This window comes from Kocuria sp. NBRC 114282 (assembly GCF_030268385.1).
Lineage (GTDB): Bacteria > Actinomycetota > Actinomycetes > Actinomycetales > Micrococcaceae > Kocuria > Kocuria palustris.
The window spans coordinates 35,116-50,750 of sequence record NZ_BSQO01000005.1 but is presented as its reverse complement, the minus strand read 5'-3'; the positions used below and the strand labels follow the sequence as shown (position 1 = coordinate 50,750).

At 71.2% G+C, this 15,635-nt stretch carries 15 protein-coding genes; 12 read left to right on the top strand and 3 right to left on the bottom strand.

Annotated features, from left to right (window positions below):
* The first annotated feature begins 109 nt into the window (after positions 1-109).
* Together serS and QSJ40_RS09635 are read left to right on the top strand one after the other, a co-directional pair.
* Positions 110-1,411, top strand: coding sequence for a serine--tRNA ligase (gene serS, locus QSJ40_RS09640; RefSeq protein ID WP_006213622.1), 1,302 nt, complete (start codon positions 110-112; stop codon positions 1,409-1,411).
* Positions 1,412-1,509: 98 nt separating this feature from the next.
* On the top strand, positions 1,510-2,493 hold the full coding sequence (locus tag QSJ40_RS09635) for a Cof-type HAD-IIB family hydrolase (RefSeq protein WP_006213621.1): 984 nt from the start codon (positions 1,510-1,512) through the stop codon (positions 2,491-2,493).
* A gap of 67 nt (positions 2,494-2,560) precedes the next feature.
* On the opposite strand, the gene QSJ40_RS09630 is transcribed toward QSJ40_RS09635, so the two are convergent.
* Positions 2,561-2,770, bottom strand: coding sequence for a hypothetical protein (locus QSJ40_RS09630; RefSeq protein ID WP_006213617.1), 210 nt, complete (start codon positions 2,768-2,770; stop codon positions 2,561-2,563).
* A gap of 157 nt (positions 2,771-2,927) precedes the next feature.
* On the opposite strand from QSJ40_RS09630, the gene QSJ40_RS09625 reads away from it, so the two are divergent.
* From QSJ40_RS09625 to QSJ40_RS09610, 4 genes are read left to right on the top strand one after another with little or no spacing between them, the layout of a single operon-like run.
* Complete coding sequence (locus QSJ40_RS09625; RefSeq protein WP_006213616.1) at positions 2,928-3,569, top strand: ABC transporter permease; 642 nt, start codon at positions 2,928-2,930, stop codon at positions 3,567-3,569.
* The gene (locus tag QSJ40_RS09620; RefSeq protein ID WP_006213615.1) at positions 3,562-4,881 is read left to right on the top strand and encodes an ATP-binding cassette domain-containing protein; all 1,320 of its coding nucleotides are present in this window, start codon (positions 3,562-3,564) and stop codon (positions 4,879-4,881) included. Before QSJ40_RS09625 ends, QSJ40_RS09620 begins: the two co-directional genes overlap by 8 nt.
* Positions 4,878-5,648, top strand: a complete 771-nt coding sequence (locus QSJ40_RS09615) for an ABC transporter permease (RefSeq protein WP_006213614.1) — start codon at positions 4,878-4,880, stop codon at positions 5,646-5,648. Before QSJ40_RS09620 ends, QSJ40_RS09615 begins: the two co-directional genes overlap by 4 nt.
* Before the next feature lie 55 nt (positions 5,649-5,703).
* Positions 5,704-6,744: a glycine betaine ABC transporter substrate-binding protein gene (locus QSJ40_RS09610; RefSeq protein ID WP_081609418.1), complete on the top strand. Its 1,041-nt coding sequence runs from the start codon at positions 5,704-5,706 to the stop codon at positions 6,742-6,744.
* Positions 6,745-6,771: 27 nt separating this feature from the next.
* On the opposite strand, the gene QSJ40_RS09605 is transcribed toward QSJ40_RS09610, so the two are convergent.
* Both QSJ40_RS09605 and QSJ40_RS09600 read right to left on the bottom strand, forming a co-directional pair.
* Complete coding sequence (locus QSJ40_RS09605) at positions 6,772-7,485, bottom strand: hypothetical protein (protein ID WP_040560388.1); 714 nt, start codon at positions 7,483-7,485, stop codon at positions 6,772-6,774.
* 136 nt (positions 7,486-7,621) lie between these two features.
* Entirely contained in the window at positions 7,622-8,134 is a 513-nt protein-coding gene (locus QSJ40_RS09600) for an inorganic diphosphatase (RefSeq protein WP_006213610.1), read from the bottom strand.
* Between the two features lie 122 nt (positions 8,135-8,256).
* On the opposite strand from QSJ40_RS09600, the gene QSJ40_RS09595 reads away from it, so the two are divergent.
* The 6 genes from QSJ40_RS09595 to ftsH all read left to right on the top strand — a co-directional run bounded on the left by QSJ40_RS09595 (position 8,257) and on the right by ftsH (position 15,633).
* The gene (locus tag QSJ40_RS09595; protein WP_157796609.1) at positions 8,257-9,753 is read left to right on the top strand and encodes a D-alanyl-D-alanine carboxypeptidase; all 1,497 of its coding nucleotides are present in this window, start codon (positions 8,257-8,259) and stop codon (positions 9,751-9,753) included.
* A 54-nt stretch (positions 9,754-9,807) separates the two neighbouring features.
* Positions 9,808-10,974: an Rv3626c family coenzyme F420 biosynthesis-associated protein gene (locus QSJ40_RS09590; protein WP_006213607.1), complete on the top strand. Its 1,167-nt coding sequence runs from the start codon at positions 9,808-9,810 to the stop codon at positions 10,972-10,974.
* A 57-nt stretch (positions 10,975-11,031) separates the two neighbouring features.
* The gene (locus QSJ40_RS09585; protein ID WP_006213606.1) at positions 11,032-11,499 is read left to right on the top strand and encodes a hypothetical protein; all 468 of its coding nucleotides are present in this window, start codon (positions 11,032-11,034) and stop codon (positions 11,497-11,499) included.
* A gap of 56 nt (positions 11,500-11,555) precedes the next feature.
* Positions 11,556-12,632 carry a tRNA lysidine(34) synthetase TilS gene (tilS, locus tag QSJ40_RS09580; protein WP_006213605.1) on the top strand — a complete coding sequence of 359 codons (1,077 nt, stop codon included), beginning with the start codon at positions 11,556-11,558 and terminating at the stop codon, positions 12,630-12,632.
* 120 nt (positions 12,633-12,752) lie between these two features.
* A complete protein-coding gene (gene hpt / locus QSJ40_RS09575; protein WP_006213604.1) occupies positions 12,753-13,304 on the top strand; it encodes a hypoxanthine phosphoribosyltransferase in 552 nt (183 codons plus the stop codon).
* A 142-nt stretch (positions 13,305-13,446) separates the two neighbouring features.
* Positions 13,447-15,633 carry an ATP-dependent zinc metalloprotease FtsH gene (ftsH, locus tag QSJ40_RS09570; protein ID WP_006213603.1) on the top strand — a complete coding sequence of 729 codons (2,187 nt, stop codon included), beginning with the start codon at positions 13,447-13,449 and terminating at the stop codon, positions 15,631-15,633.
* Positions 15,634-15,635 lie beyond the last annotated feature (2 nt).

The following is a 15,635-nucleotide window of genomic DNA, read 5'->3' as shown; positions in this document are numbered from 1 at the left end:
GGGAGGCGGGTCGGGGCTGCGCAGCAGCCCGGGATCGCCCGCGAACGACCACCGTAGCGCGCCCGCATGACAGCGAGCCGGGGATGGTCGGCTCCGCTACCCTGGCCCGGTGATCGATATCAACATGCTCCGCGAGAATCCCGAGAAGTTCCGCGCCTCGCAGGCCGCCCGCGGCGCCGACGAGTCCGTGGTGGACCGCGTGCTCGAGGCCGACTCCGCCCGCCGCTCGGCCATCACCGAGTACGAGACGCTGCGCGCCGAGCAGAAGAGCTTCGGCAAGAAGGTCGCCCAGGCTCAGGGCGAGCAGAAGCAGCAGATGCTGGCCGAGGTCAAGGACCTCGCCGATCGCGTCAAGGACGCCGATTCCCGGGCCGATGCCGCCCAGGCCACGATCGATGATCTGCTCAAGGCCCTGCCGAACCTGATCATCGACGGCATCCCGGCCGGCGGCGAGGACGACTTCACGGTGCTCAAGCACGTGGGTCAGCCCCGGGACTTCGCAGCCGAGGGCTTCGAGGCGCGGGATCACCTGGAGATCGGCGAGCTCGTGGACGGGCTCGACATGGCCCGCGGCGCCAAGGTCGGCGGCTCGCGCTTCTACTTCCTCAAGCGCGACATCGCGCGTCTGGAGACCGCGCTGCTGCGCATGGGCCAGGACCTGGCCATGGACAACGACTTCATCGCGCTGACCACCCCCACCCTGGTGCGCCCGGAGATCATGGCCGGCACCGGCTTCGACGTCGAGCACGACGACGAGATCTACCGCCTCGAGAAGGACGACCTCTACCTGGTCGGCACCTCCGAGGTCGCGATCGCCGGCTACCACGCCGATGAGATCATCGACCTGTCCGACGGCCCGCTGCGCTATGCCGGATGGTCGACCTGCTACCGCCGGGAGGCCGGCTCGGCGGGCAAGGACACCCGCGGCATCATCCGCGTCCACCAGTTCAACAAGCTGGAGATGTTCGTCTACTGCACCCAGGATCAGGCCGAGGCGGAGCACGCCCGCCTGCTCGAGTGGGAGGAGCAGATGCTGCAGGCCTGCGGGCTGTCCTACCGGGTGATCGACACCGCCGCAGGCGATCTCGGCACCTCCGCTGCGCGCAAGTTCGACTGCGAGGCCTGGATCCCCACCCAGGGCCGCTATCGCGAGCTGTCCTCGACCTCGAACTGCACCACCTACCAGGCCCGTCGCCTCAACATCCGCGAGCGCCTGGCCGACACCACGACGGCCGACGGGAAGGCCAAGAAGGGCGGGACGCAGACGGTCGCCACCCTCAACGGCACGCTGGCCACCACGCGCTGGCTCGTGGCGATCCTGGAGACGCATCAGCAGGCCGACGGCTCCGTCGTGATCCCGGAGCCGCTGCGCCCGTACATGCGCGGCCAGGAGGTCATCCAGGTGCGCTGAGCCCCTCAGGCGCCTGCTGGGTGAACGTCCCGTGAAGCGGCGGGTCGTCGTGGTGTCGGCCACGGCGGCCCGCCGTCGTGCTGTGGCAGGCTCGGGGGATGACTCAGACGCAGCGCCCCGACACCGACGATCGGGCTCACGACAAGCCGCACGACGCAGATGGCACCCTTCCCCAGCCCCAGGACCCTCAGCAGGATCCGCCCCACGCCCCGGATCACGGGACGGCGCCGTTCCCCGAGCCCGACCGCGAGCCGGTCGGCAGCGACTGGCAGCTGCAGGAGGGCGTGCGCTACCTCGTGTGCCTGGACGTGGACGGCACGCTCGTGGATCACGACGGACGCATGTCGCAGGCGGTGCTGGACTCGGCGCGCGCCGCGGCCGCAGCGGGGCACCATCTGGTGATCGCCACCGGGCGCTCGCGCGGAGCCACTCTGCCCGTGTGCGAGAAGCTCGGGCTGGAGTCCGGCTACGCCGTGTCCTCCAACGGGGGCATCACCATGCACCTGTCGAGCGAGCACGAGGACTGGTACCGCGTGATCGACGCGGTGACCTTCAACCCCGAGAAGGCGCTGCAGGCGCTGCGGGAGGTCCTGCCCGCGGCCAAGTACGCGATCGAGACCGCCGACGGCAGCTTCTACTCGACCGAGCGCTTCCAGGACGGGTCCTTCGGCATCGAGGCGATCCCCACGGACATGCGCGGGCTCGCCGAGCTCGACGCCGTGCGGCTCGTGGTCAGCAGCTCTGCGGAGGAGCCGGAGGACTTCGCCGAGGCCATCGACCGCTCGGGCCTGCACGGCGTGGCCTACTCCGTGGGCTGGACCTCATGGCTGGATGTGGCGGCCAACGGCGTCTCCAAGGCCAGCGCGCTGGAGCAGGTCCGTCGCCGCCTGGACGTCGATCCCGCCCACACGGTCGCGATCGGCGACGGGCACAACGACATCGAGATGCTCGAGTGGGCGGCCCGCGGAGTGGCCATGGGTCAGGCCCCGGACGAGGTCGTGGAGGCGGCGCGGGAGGTCACCACGAGCGTGTATCAGGACGGCGCCGCCCGCATCCTGCGCTCCCTGCTGCCGCAGGGCTGAGCCGCAGCCCGGGCTCCGGGCGAGCCGCTGCGATGGGGCTGCCGCTCGCCCGCGGCGGCCGGATCAATCAGCTCGACGGCTCGGGCGCCGGAAGCGCCAGCTCCGGCAGCAGGCGGGCCAGGACATCCCGCATGGCGGTCTCGGGGCGCCGGGCCTGGGCCATCCAGGGGGTCTGCGAGCTGACCGACGTGCTGCCGTCGGCTGCCCACACGGTGGCCTGGGCGATCAGTGCGGCGCGAGACGGTGCGAGGGCCGGGGCGCCCGGCGGCCGCAGCATCGTACCCGAAGCTCTGAGATGCGGATCACAGGTCAGTGCGCTGATGAGCCAATCCGCGCAGATGAGCATTCACCCGCCTATGGTGAACGGGTAAGAGGGGCCCAGCCCATCTGCCGGTTCCGCCCCGGCAGCTCCCAGTCTCCGGAGGGACCGACCCGTGTCCGACTATCTCGCTGAGCGCTGGCAGGTGATCCTGTTCTCCAGCTGGCAGCACCTGTGGCTGGTGATCCAGTGCCTGGCGCTGGCCACCGTGCTGGCCGTCGCGATCGCGCTGCTGTGCTACCGCTCCCAGCGCCTGTCCGAGCTGGCCAACAGCGTCACCGCGATCGGTCTGACCATCCCCTCGTTCGCCCTGATCGGTCTGCTGGTCGCCCCGCTGGGCTTCGGCATCGCCCCGGCCATCGTCGTGATCACCTTCTACGCCGCGCTGCCGATCCTGCGCAACGCGGTCGTGGGCCTGGCCGGCGTCCCGGACACCGTCGTGGAATCCGCCCGCGGCATCGGCATGAGCCGGCTGTCCACCCTGCTGCGCGTCGAGCTGCCCATGGCCTGGCCGGTCATCCTCACCGGAATGCGCGTCTCGGGTCAGATGGTCATGGGCGTCGCCGCGATCGCGGCCTGGGTCCTGGGCCCCGGCCTGGGCGGCTTCATCTTCTCAGGGCTCTCCCGGCTGGGCGGAGCCAACGCTCTGGCCTCGGTGCTCACCGGCGTCATCGCTGTGATCGTCGTGGCCTTCATCCTCGATCTCCTCCTCGCCCTGCTGGGGCGCCTGACCACCTCGAGAGGTCTCCGTGTCTGATCCGCGCAGCTCTGCCCAGAACACCGCCCCCGAAGCCCGCTCCGAGGTCACCGGCGTCCCGATCCTGCTCGACGGCGTGACCAAGCAGTACGGCTCGCGCGCCAAGCCGGCGGTCGACCACCTGACCCTCGAGATCCCGGCAGGCTCGACCGTGATGTTCGTGGGCCCGTCCGGCTGCGGCAAGACCACGACGCTGAAGATGATCAACCGCCTGATCGAGCCCAGCCAGGGCCGGATCGTGATCGACGGCGAGGACGTCACGACCATGAACGGCGATGAGCTGCGTCGGCGCATGGGCTACGTCATCCAGGCCGGCGGCCTGTTCCCGCACATGACCGTGGCCGCGAACATCGGACTGGTCCCCAAGATGCTGGGGTGGGACAAGCAGCGGGTGGCCGAGCGCGTGGACGAGCTGCTCGATCTGGTCTCCCTGGACCCGGCGCTGTACCGGGACCGCTACCCCAAGCAGCTCTCCGGCGGGCAGCAGCAGCGCGTGGGAGTGGCCCGGGCCCTGGCCGCGGATCCGCCCGTGCTGCTCATGGACGAGCCGTTCGGCGCGGTCGATCCGATCACGCGCGCTCGTCTGCAGGAGGAGATGATCTCCATCCAGCGGGAGCTGCGCAAGACGATCGTGATCGTCACCCATGACATCGACGAGGCCGTGAAGCTCGGCGACTGGGTGGTCGTGTTCGACGAGGGTGCGCACATCCAGCAGTACGACCGCCCCGAGCGGATCCTGGCCGAGCCCGCCAACGACTTCGTGGCCGACTTCGTGGGCCGCGGCGCCGGTCTCAAGGCGCTGGGGCTGTCCCGCGTGCGGGACATGCCGCGCCGCGAGGCCGTGACGCTGACCCCCGAGGACTCCGTGCAGAGAGCTCTCGAGCGCGCCGGCAGCGCGGGCCACGGGCACGTGGTGATCGTGGACGGCTCCGGGCGCCCGCTGGCCTGGCCGTCGCTCGAGCAGCTGAGCCGGGCTCAGCAGCTGCCCAGCCGCCTGGATCCGGACCTGCCGATCGTGGGCGAGGACGCGACCCTCGAGGACGCGCTGAACACCATGCTCGTCTCCCGGGTGGGCGCGGGCCTGGTGGTCGGCGCCCGCGGGCGCTTCGAGGGCGTCGTCGACCTGGACGCGGTCATGGAGTCGCTGCAGTCCCAGCGCACCGCGACCGGCTCGGGAGCGGCCCCCGTGGGCTCGAACGACGCCGACATCCGCGTCTCGCGCGACAATGACACCGGCGAGATCCGGGTCATCACCGAGGAGGACCCGCATGGCGGCTCGAGCGCGGCCGAGCCGGAGGAGGCTCGACGATGACGGCCGCGGCAGATCTGGGCAGCGCCTCCGGGATCCAGGCCGACCGGGGCCGGCTGCGCTCGCTGATCATCTACCCGGTCGTGCTGCTGGCGGCCCTGGGCGTGCTGATCCTGTGGCTGAGCCAGGCGGATCTCACGGAGACCGAGCTGGTCACGCTCGCACCGGGACCGCTGCTGAACGCGACCCTCGAGCACCTGCGCCTCACCGCGATCGCCACCGTCGTCGTGCTCGTGATCGCGATCCCGCTGGGCATCCTGCTGACCCGAGGGCCCATGCGGCGCTGGACCGGGGTGATCATGGCGATCGCCAACATCGGCCAGGCGGCCCCGGCGGTGGGCCTGATCGTGCTCTTCGCCATGTGGATGGGCTTCGGCTCCACGGCCGCGATCGTGGCGCTCGTGGTCTACGCGGTGCTTCCCGTGCTGCGCAACACCATGGTCGGACTCGACTCGGTGGATCAGTCGCTGGTCGAGGCGGGCAGGGGCATGGGCATGTCCGCGCTGTCCGTGCTGTGGCGCATCGAGCTGCCGCTGGCGGTGCCGCTGATGCTCGCCGGCATCCGGACCGCGCTCGTGCTGGTGGTCGGCACAGCCACCCTCGCCACCTTCGTCAGCGCCGGCGGCCTGGGCGTGGCGATCACGACCGGTGTGAACCTGGACCTGCCCCGAGTCCTGATCACTGGATCGGTGCTCGTCTCGCTGCTGGCGCTGGCCATCGACTGGCTGGGACGGGTGGTCGAGCACATCGCCCGTCCCCGGGGGCTGTGAGGCCGCCGTGGGCGATGTCAGCAAGCAGCACCAGAATCGGAGCACGGAGGCCAGGATGACCACGACCACCACCAGCGGATCGAGGACGCGAGCCGGGCTCCGCTCGCCGCGTCGCCGTCGGGCCCTGTCCGCGGCATCGCTGGCCGCGGCGGCCGCCATGGCTCTGTCCGGCTGTGGTCTGTCCCCGTCGGCCTCCTACGTCCCGCAGTTCGAGGAGGGCTCCATCACCCCGGTCGAGGGCGCCGAGGACGTCCCGGTCACGGTGGTCTCCAAGAACTTCACCGAGCAGCTCATTCTGGGCAAGATCCTGGTCCTGGCCGCGGAGGCCGCCGGGTACCAGGTCACCGACCAGACCAATGTGCCGGGCTCGCAGCCGGTGCGCCGCATGATGGCGGAGGGCGAGGGCGATCTCACCGTCGAGTACACCGGCACCGCCTGGATCACCTACATGGGCCATGAGGAGGGGATCCCCGATCCCCAGGAGCAGTGGCAGGCCGTGGCCGACGAGGACCGGAGCAACGAACTGATCTGGGGCCCGCCGGCCGAGTTCAACAACACGTACGCCCTGGCGGTGCGCTCGGAGTTCGCGCAGGAGCACGGGCTCACGACGATCTCCGACCTGCGCAGCCTGCCCGTCGAGGACCGGACGCTGTGCGTGGAGGCCGAGTTCAACTCCCGTCCGGACGGGCTGAATCCCCTGCTCGAGCACTATGACCTGGCACGGGACAGCGACCAGATGCCCGAGGGCAACATCGGCCTCTACGACACCGGGGCGATCTACACGGCCACGGACCACGGCGACTGCAACGTGGGCGAGGTGTTCGCCACCGACGGTCGAATCCTCTCGCTGGATCTCACCGTTCTCGAGGACGACCGGAAGTACTTCCCGGCCTACAACGGCTCGGCGGTCTACAACGAGCAGACGCTCGCGGAGTCCCCGGAGCTGGCAGAGGTCATGGACAGCATCATGGCCGAGCTCGACAACGAGACGCTGCAGGAGCTCAACGCCCAGGTGGACGTGGAGGGCCGCGAGCCGGTCGACGTGGCCTTCGACTGGATGGTCTCCGAGGGCTTCATCTCCGAGCCGGCCGGCTGAGCCGGTGGCGCGGTCGGCTCTGCCGGCTCAGTCGCCGCCGGGGGGCCAGAACCGCGGCTCGATGTCGATCGAGCGGGCGATCAGCTCGTCCTCCAGCACCTCCCGGCAGATCACGGGCAGGCACAGGGAGCCGATGCGGTCGGTCTCGTCGAAGCACACGCGCATCTGCGGGAAGCCGCGCCGGTATCGCTGCAGGTCCCTGGCCAGCTCCACGATCTCGATCAGGGCGTCCTGTCCGGCGAGCACCCAGAAGCTCTCCCGGTCCATGAGCTGGAACAGCCCCACCGCACCGCCGTGGCGGGCGGAGTCCAGCCCCCCGAAGGAGGGTCGAGCCACCCAGCCGCCGGAGTGCGGCAACTGGGGGTCCTGCGCCGAGCCGCCCATGAGCGGGGCGATGGGGTCGTACTCCCAGCACCGGGCCTCTCGCAGCCACTGCGGGGGCTCGGGCACCAGGACGTCCGCGTCCTGGTCGCGCCAGTCGACGGAGTCGTCGTCGAACGCGGCGAGGTGCAGGGTCTCCCAGAAGCGGTGCAGGGGCAGGTCCGCCCTCACGCTGTTGAGCAGGACGCCCTCCAGGTTCATGCCGCCGGTGGCCGAGACGGTCGTGGCGGTCTGGACGTGCATCCGCTGGAGCATGCGATCGATCTCCGCCAGGTGCAGCGGCTCGCCGAGCACGACCGTGGTGCCCTGGTGCTCGAGCACGTAGGGCACCCGCTGGGGGACCTCATCCGATCGGCTCATCACGGGTTCATGCAACCACGGCGCACCGACAGCACAAGGGGCGACGACGGCCGACGTCGGGCTCCCTCAGCAAGAGGACAGGCCCCGCCTCCCGTCGCGACGGGAGGCGGGGCCTGTGCGCTGGGCGCGAATGGGCTCAGTTCTGCTCGGCCTCGGCGGCGGAGTCGTAGTGCGAGGCCTCGAAGCGCTCCTGCGCCTCGCGGACCAGGCGCTCGGCCTCGTCCTTGCCGGACCAGCCCTCGCCCTTGACCCACTTGTTGGGCTCGAGATCCTTGTAGCGCTCGAAGAAGTGCTGGATCTCCTTCTGCTTGAAATCCATGATGTCGTCCAGGCCCTGGATGTGGTCGTAGCGCTTGTCCGTGGACACGCACAGGATCTTGGCGTCGCCGCCGGCCTCGTCGTTCATGTTGAAGACAGCGACCGGGCGGGCCTCCACGATCACGCCGGGCATGATGTCGACGTCGAGCAGGACCATGGCGTCCAGCGGATCGCCGTCCTCGCCCAGGGTGTCCTCGAAGTAGCCGTAGTGCTCCGGGTATCCCATCGACGTGAACAGCACGCGGTCCAGGCGGATGCGCCCCGTCTCGTGGTCGATCTCGTACTTGACGCGCGATCCCTTGGGGATCTCGATGGTGACGTCCAGCTCCATGGCTGCTCCTCGTGCTCCGTCGGGGTTCTCTGACTCGTTCGCCTCTCAGGGTAGCGGCCCGTGCGCCCGCCGCGCAGGTCGCGCCTCGGCGGCGCGCGGGCGGGATCGGCACAATAGGGGGCGTGAGCACCCCACAGGATCCCCGCCGCGACCGCCCTGTGCCCGGCGACGAGCCCCAGGACGGCCCCTCCCGACGCCGCAGCCCCGTCGCCGCGGTGATCGCCGCCCTCGTGGTGCTGGCGATCGCGGCCTCGCTGATCGTCTCCGTCCCCGGGGCCTTCGGCGGCCAGGACGACGCCGGCGCAGATGTGACCGTGCCGGACCCGGCCGCGCCGCGGCAGGACCAGCCGGGAGGCTATCTGTCGCAGCAGACCGAGGACGGGATCCGGGCGGCGATCGAGGACTCCACCGCGGGGTCTGCAGGAGTCATGGTCATCGATCCCGGCTCGCACGACGTCCTGTTCTCGGACGGGGAGGCCGAGGCACTGGTGCCGGCATCCAACCAGAAGATCCTGACCCACTTCTCGCTGCTGGCCCACACCGGTCCGGACCAGCGCCTGGCCACGACCGCAGTAGCCGGCCAGAGCCCCAACGAAGTGGTCCTCGTGGCCGGCGGGGACACCCTGCTGGCGCCCGGGGACGGCGATCCGGAGGCCGTCACGGGTCGGGCGGGGATCGCCGATCTCGCCGAGTCCACCGCGCAGGCCATGGCAGGGGAGGTGGATCCCGAGAAGCCCGTGCGGGTGGCGGTGGACACGAGCATCTTCTCGGGCCCGTCCCTGAACCCCGCCTGGGAGGACGGGGACATCGAGTCCCAGGAGATCGGGCCGATCAGCCCCATGGCCTTCGGCTCCCACCAGGTGCCCGGGAAGGAAGGGGTCTACGACGAGGACCCGGTCGCCTCGGTGGCCGAGGCCTTCGAGCGCGAGCTCGGCTCGCAGCTCGAGGAGCAGGTCGGCCAGGAGGTCCGCGTCGAGTCGGCCGGGGAGCAGGACACGTCCGCGGACCCGCTGCTGCCGTCCGAACAGCAGGAGGGCGTCACGGAGCTGGGCCGCGTGGAGTCGGCCACCGTGCAGGAGCAGGCCGGGCGCATGATGGGCGAGTCCGACAACCGCCTGGCGGAGGTGTTGGGCCGGGTGGCGGCCCGTTCGGCCGGTCACGACGGCAGCATCGAGGGGGTCCAGCAGGCCGCGCGGGAGGCCGTGCTCGAGACGCTGCCGGAGGAGGAAGCCTCCAAAGCGGACGGTCTGCGCATCGTCGACGCCTCCGGGATGACCATGGACGACCGCGTGAGCGCCGACGTCCTGGGCCGCCTGCTGCTGACGGCCGCCGCCGATGACTCGGGGCGGTTCGCGCCCATGATCGAGGCCTTCCCCGTGGGCGGGGCCACCGGCACGCTGGCCGAGCGCTTCGACGACCCCGACGAGTCCGAGGCCCGCGGTGTGACCCGCGCCAAGACCGGGACCCTCAACGTGGTCACGGCGCTGTCCGGGCAGACGATCCGGGCGGACGGCAGCCCGGCCGTGGTGGTCGTCCTCTTCGACGACGTCGAGGACACCGACGCCGCCCGCGACGCCGCCGATCGGATCCACGCGATCGTCGCCGCCGACGGCTCCTGAGCCGCGCCGCCCCCCGCCCCCTGCGCTGTCGGGCGCCTGTGATCCCATAGCGCTATGAGCACCTCCGAGTCGTCGTCGAGCACGCAGCGCTCCGGGCTGATCCACTGGCCGAGCGCGGCCCGGATCGCGGCGCGCACCGCCCCGCCGGGGCCCACCCCGGAGCCCGAGCAGCTGCGGACCGCGGTGGCCTCGATCCGCGGGCACGCCGAGGCCTCGGTCGATCACGTCCACGCGATCTCCGGTCTGGCGGCGGCGCGCGGGCTGGATGACGCCCCGGTGGTCGTCGTGGACCGCGCCGGCTGGTCCCGGGCGAACACGGCGACCTTCGAGCTGCTGCTCGAGCCGGCGCTGAGCGAGCTGCGGCGGGCGCGGGCCGACCGCCTGGACCGGGGCATGAACGCCGAGCTGATCCAGTCGGTCGCCGCCAGGGCGGCCGCGGCGGAGGCCGGCGGGCTGATGGCCTACCTGTCCACCAAGGTCCTGGGCCAGTACGACCCCTATGCGGGGATGGTCTCGGAGGACGCCGCTCGGCGCTTCCCGGGCGGGCGGCTCATGGTCGTGGCCCCGAACGTGCTGCAGATCGAGCGGGAGCTGAACGTGGATCCCGACGACTTCCGCCTGTGGGTGTGCCTGCACGAGCAGACGCACCGGGTCCAGTTCGCGGCCGCCCCGTGGCTGCGCGAGCAGATGATCCGGGACATGCGGGAGCTGACGGTCTCGCTGTCCGGGGACGCCGACGCCTTCGGGCGCAGGCTGTCCGCCGTGGGCTCCTCGGCCGGGGCCGCCGTGAAGCGCATGCGCCGTGGCCGCGGGCAGGAGGCGCAGGATCCGGACTCGCTGCTCGGTCCCCTCAGCGCGGCGCTGGATGAGCGGGAGCGGGAGATGCTCGAGCGGACCACCGCCGTCATGAGCCTGCTCGAGGGCCACGCCAACTGGGTCATGGACGGGGTGGACTCCTCGATCGTCTCGTCGGTGAAGACCATCCGCCGGCGCTTCGAGCGCCGCGCCGATCTGCGCGGGCCCCTGGACCGGGCCGTGCGCCGGCTGCTGGGCCTGGAAGCCAAGGCCGCGCAGTACGTGCAGGGCCAGCGCTTCGTGACGGAGGTCGTGGAGGCCGTGGGCCGCGACGGCTTCAACCGGGTCTGGCTCGGCTCGCAGAACCTGCCCTCGGCTCGGGAGATCCGCCACCCGCAGGAGTGGGTCGATCGGGTCGCCTTCTGAGGTCTCAGAAGGCCGATCGAGTCCCGTTCGTGACCTGACTGTGACATAATTGCAAAAGTGAGCACCGAGAACATCGACCAGCAGATCAAGCTGTACGGCCAGCCGCTCTCCGAGCGATTCGGGGCGGTCGTGGGCGCGTACGGCATCACCCAGCGCCGCCTCGCGGAGGTCCTGGGGCTGTCCGCTCCCATGCTCTCGCAGCTGAACTCCGGACGCCGCATCAAGATCGGCAACCCGGCGGTCTACGAGCGCCTGGTGATGCTCGAGCAGCGCGCCGGCACCTCGGACATCGAAGAGGTGCTCAGCACGGTCGAGAAGTCCCAGCCGGTGCTGACCACCACCCAGATCCAGACCGGGATCCACGGCGAGTCCAACGCCGTGTCCGCCCTGGCCTCGGTGGTTCCGGTCGCCGAGCTCGAATCCGCGCTGAGCGCCCTCGGTGAGACCACGCCCACGCTGTCCAAGGTGCTCGAGCTCGCCCTGCGGGAGGCCCGCCACCACGAGTCGGCGGCGGGGCTGAACTGACCCAGAGGGGACGGCGCGGCCGACTGTCGCAGGACGTCGCCCTCGCCCGCCGAGCCGTGCTCAGCACGGTCGAGACCGCCTTCCCGCCCGCGCCGGCCCCAGTCGCAGCGCAGAGCCCGGATCGCGCGGAGGCCCCGGGCCTGCTGCTCGTGGGCCTGTCCGGCGGACCCGACTCGCTGGCCCTGTCCGCCGCCGCCGCCCACTGGGCGCGCAGGGGCCGACTGCGCGTGGGGGCCGCGGTGATCGATCACGGCATGCAGGAGGGCTCCGCCCTGGTCGCCGAGCGCGCCGCTGAGCAGGCCCGCGAGCTCGGGCTGGATCCCGTGGAGATCCGAGCGGTCGAGGTCCGCGAACGCGGCGAGGGGCCCGAGGCCGCCGCGCGCGCGGCCCGCTACACGGCCCTGCACGAGATCGCCGCCGCCCACGGCGCCCGAGCGATCCTGCTGGGGCACACCCTCGACGACCAGGCCGAGTCGGTGCTGCTCGGGCTGGCCCGCGGCTCCGGGACGCGCTCGCTGTCCGGCATGCCGCGCGTGCGCGACGACGGCCCCGTCCCCGTGCTGCGCCCGCTGCTCGAGCTGCGCCGCCGCCAGACCGAGGCGATCTGCGCGGCCGAGCAGCTCGAGCCCTGGCACGATCCCGCGAACGCCGACGAGACGATGCTGCGCGCCCGCGTCCGGGCCGCGGTGCTTCCCGAGCTCGAGCGCCAGCTGGGTCCCGGGGTGGCCGAGGCCCTGGCCCGCACCGCAGCCATCCTCGGTCCGGATGCCGAGCTGCTCGAGCAGCTGTCCCTGCAGGTGCTCGAGCGCGCCGTCGTCGTCCCGGACGAGCCGCCGCACAGAGGCTCGGAGGTCGGGCCGCAGCGCGACGGGGCGGCCGTCGTCGTCCTGTCCCTGGCGGTCCTGCAGTCCGAGCCGCAGCCGCTGGTGCGCCGCGCCCTGGCGCAGGCCTGCATGCGCGCCGGAGGGGAGCGGCCCACGCACGAGCGGCTCACCGCCCTGCACGAGCTCGCCTCGGGGCACGGGGAGGCCGGACCCGTGCAGATGGCGGGTAGGGTGGCCGCGTACAGGCGCCGACCCAGCTGCGGCGGCGGCCGAGCAGGGACGCTCGAGCTGGTCCTCCAGCCGCGCTGAGCGGCATGCAGCCGCAGGCTTCCGCGTCTCCCGCACCGGCCCCGACCGCACGACGGCCCGGCCACAGGCCTGCCGCTGCGTTCCTCGACGACAGCGGCACGGAGGCGGACAAGGAGAGCCGTGAAGCCCGAGCATGCGCAGGGGGACCTCACCGAGGTCCTGCACACCAAGGAGGAGATCGATCAGCGGGTGGCCGAGCTGGCCGCGCAGATCGATGCCGACTACGGAGACAGCGACGTCCTGCTCGTGGGCGTTCTCAAGGGCGCCGTGATGATCATGGCCGATCTGTCCCGCGCCCTGGCCGGGCAGTACCCCATGGACTGGATGGCCGTGTCGTCCTACGGCTCCGGCACCAAGTCCTCGGGAGTGGTGCGGATCCTCAAGGACCTCGACACCGACCTCACCGACCGCCACGTCCTGATCGTCGAGGACGTCATCGACTCCGGGCTGACCCTGTCCTGGCTGCTTGCCAACCTCAAGTCCCGGGGCGCCGCCTCGGTCGAGATCTGCACCCTCCTGCGCAAGCCGGAGGCCGCCAAGGTCGAGATCGACGTCCGCTACGTCGGGTGGGACATCCCCAACGAGTTCGTGGTCGGCTACGGCCTGGACTGGAACGAGAAGTACCGCAACCTGGAATGCATCGCGGTGCTCTCCCCGGACGTCTACTCCTGAGGGTGTCCGCCGAGGGGTGAACGCCCGGTCCGCCGCACGATGCCGAGCGGACCGGGCGATACCCTTGCACATCAGGCTCCGGCACGCCCGGCGGCCTCGCGACGCATCGCGGACGGGAAATGCGAAGAGAGGACCCACGGCCTTGGCCACTGAGAAGAAGAAGAAGAGCTTCCTGAGGGGACCCTTCATCTGGGTCCTGCTGGCTCTGCTCGTCCTGATCCCCGTCTTGTCCACACTGACCTCCGGCGGAGGCAATCGGGTGGACACCAACGTGGGCCTGGAGCTGCTGCAGGACGACAAGGCCACCGAGGCCAAGATCTACGACGGCGATCAGAAGGTCGAGCTGACGCTGGCGGAGGACTACTCCGCGGACGGACGCGACTACGGGCGCAACGTCGAGTTCTTCTACGTCGAGCCGCGCGGCGAGCAGGTCGTGCAGGCCATCGACGACGCCGGGCTCGAGGGCTACACCGATCAGCCGGTGCAGACCAACTGGTTCCTGTCCCTGCTGCAGTTCCTGCTGCCGTTCCTGATCATCCTGGCGATCTTCTGGTTCGTGTTCGCCCGCATGCAGGGCGGCGGCTCCCAGGTCATGAAGTTCGGCCGCTCCAAGGCCAAGAAGTTCGATATGGACAACCCGCAGGTCACGTTCAAGGACGTGGCCGGCGCGGACGAGGCCGTGCAGGAGCTCGACGAGATCAAGCAGTTCCTGGTCGACCGCGATCGCTACACCGCCCTGGGCGCCAAGGTCCCCAAGGGCGTGCTGCTCTACGGCCCTCCCGGAACCGGCAAGACCCTGCTGGCCAAGGCCGTGGCGGGGGAGGCCAGCGTCCCGTTCTTCTCGATCTCCGGCTCGGACTTCGTGGAGATGTTCGTGGGCGTGGGCGCCTCGCGAGTCCGCGACCTGTTCCAGACCGCCAAGGAGTCGGCGCCGGCGATCATCTTCGTGGACGAGATCGACGCCGTCGGCCGCCAGCGCGGGGCCGGCATGGGCGGCGGCAACGACGAGCGCGAGCAGACCCTGAACCAGCTGCTCGTGGAGATGGACGGCTTCGAGGCCGGGACCAACGTCATCCTGATCGCCGCGACCAACCGCCCGGACGTACTGGACCCCGCCCTGCTGCGCCCGGGCCGCTTCGACCGCCAGATCGGCGTGGACGCCCCGGACATGAAGGGCCGCGAGCAGATCCTGCGTGTGCACGCGCAGGACAAGCCGCTGCACGAGTCGGTCGACCTGCGCTCGGTGGCCAAGCGGACGCCGGGCTTCACCGGCGCCGAGCTCGCCAACGTCATGAACGAGGCCGCGCTTCTCACCGCGCGCTCGCACGCCCAGCTGATCGACGACCGCGCCGTGGACGAGGCGATCGACCGCGTGATCGCCGGACCGCAGAAGCACTCGCGGCTCATGAAGGAGCACGAGCGCAAGGTCACCGCCTACCACGAGGGCGGCCACGCCCTGGTGGCGGCGGCGCTTCGCAACACCGATCCGGTCACCAAGATCACGATCCTGCCGCGCGGCCGGGCCCTGGGCTACACCATGGTCATGCCGGCGGACGACAAGTACTCGACCACCCGCCACGAGCTGCTCGATCAGATGGCCTATGCCATGGGCGGGCGCGCCGCGGAGGAGGTCGTGTTCAAGGACCCGTCCTCGGGCGCGGCCAACGACATCCAGAAGGCCACCGACACGGCCCGCAAGATGGTCACGCAGTACGGCATGAGCTCGCGCGTGGGCTCCATGAAGCTCGGCGGCGACGACAGCCAGCCGTTCATGGGCCGCGGCGGCTCGGAGGTGCGCGGCTACTCGGAGGCCACGGCGGCGATCGTCGACGCCGAGGTCCGCGCGCTGCTGGAGAACGCGCAGAACGAGGCCCATCAGATCCTGGTGGCCAACCGCGAGATCCTGGACCGCCTGGCCCTGGAGCTGCTCGAGCGCGAGACCCTCCTCGAGGCGGACATCGCCGAGATCTTCGCCGAGCTGGTCCGCCAGCCCGAGCGGCAGCAGTGGATCTCCGCCGAGGGCCGCCCGCAGTCGGACCTGCCCCCGGTGACCACCTCCCGCGAGAAGGAGGAGCTGGCCGAGGCATCCCCCGAGGAGCGCGAGCGCTTCGAGGCCATGCCCGGCGAGGGCGAGGACCCCGAGCAGCGTCAGGCCAGGCGCCGCCACGACGACGAGCCGGACGCCGAGCACCCCGATCGCGACGGGCGCGACGACCGCTCCGAGTCCGGCGACGGGCAGGCGCCCTCCGGGCGCTCCGGCTCCACCGCGGCGGGCTCGGACGACGCCCCCTGGGACCAGGACGCCCCCGATGACAGGGAGCGTGGCTGAGC

Coding starts and splice junctions, on each gene's coding strand:
- QSJ40_RS09630 (WP_006213617.1), bottom strand. CDS start 2,770: ATGCTGCGGCCGCCGGGCGCCCCGGCCCTCGCACCGTCTCGCGCCGCA.
- QSJ40_RS09615 (WP_006213614.1), top strand. CDS start 4,878: ATGACGGCCGCGGCAGATCTGGGCAGCGCCTCCGGGATCCAGGCCGAC.
- QSJ40_RS09590 (WP_006213607.1), top strand. CDS start 9,808: ATGAGCACCTCCGAGTCGTCGTCGAGCACGCAGCGCTCCGGGCTGATC.
- QSJ40_RS09605 (WP_040560388.1), bottom strand. CDS start 7,485: ATGAGCCGATCGGATGAGGTCCCCCAGCGGGTGCCCTACGTGCTCGAG.
- QSJ40_RS09610 (WP_081609418.1), top strand. CDS start 5,704: ATGACCACGACCACCACCAGCGGATCGAGGACGCGAGCCGGGCTCCGC.
- QSJ40_RS09600 (WP_006213610.1), bottom strand. CDS start 8,134: ATGGAGCTGGACGTCACCATCGAGATCCCCAAGGGATCGCGCGTCAAG.
- QSJ40_RS09635 (WP_006213621.1), top strand. CDS start 1,510: ATGACTCAGACGCAGCGCCCCGACACCGACGATCGGGCTCACGACAAG.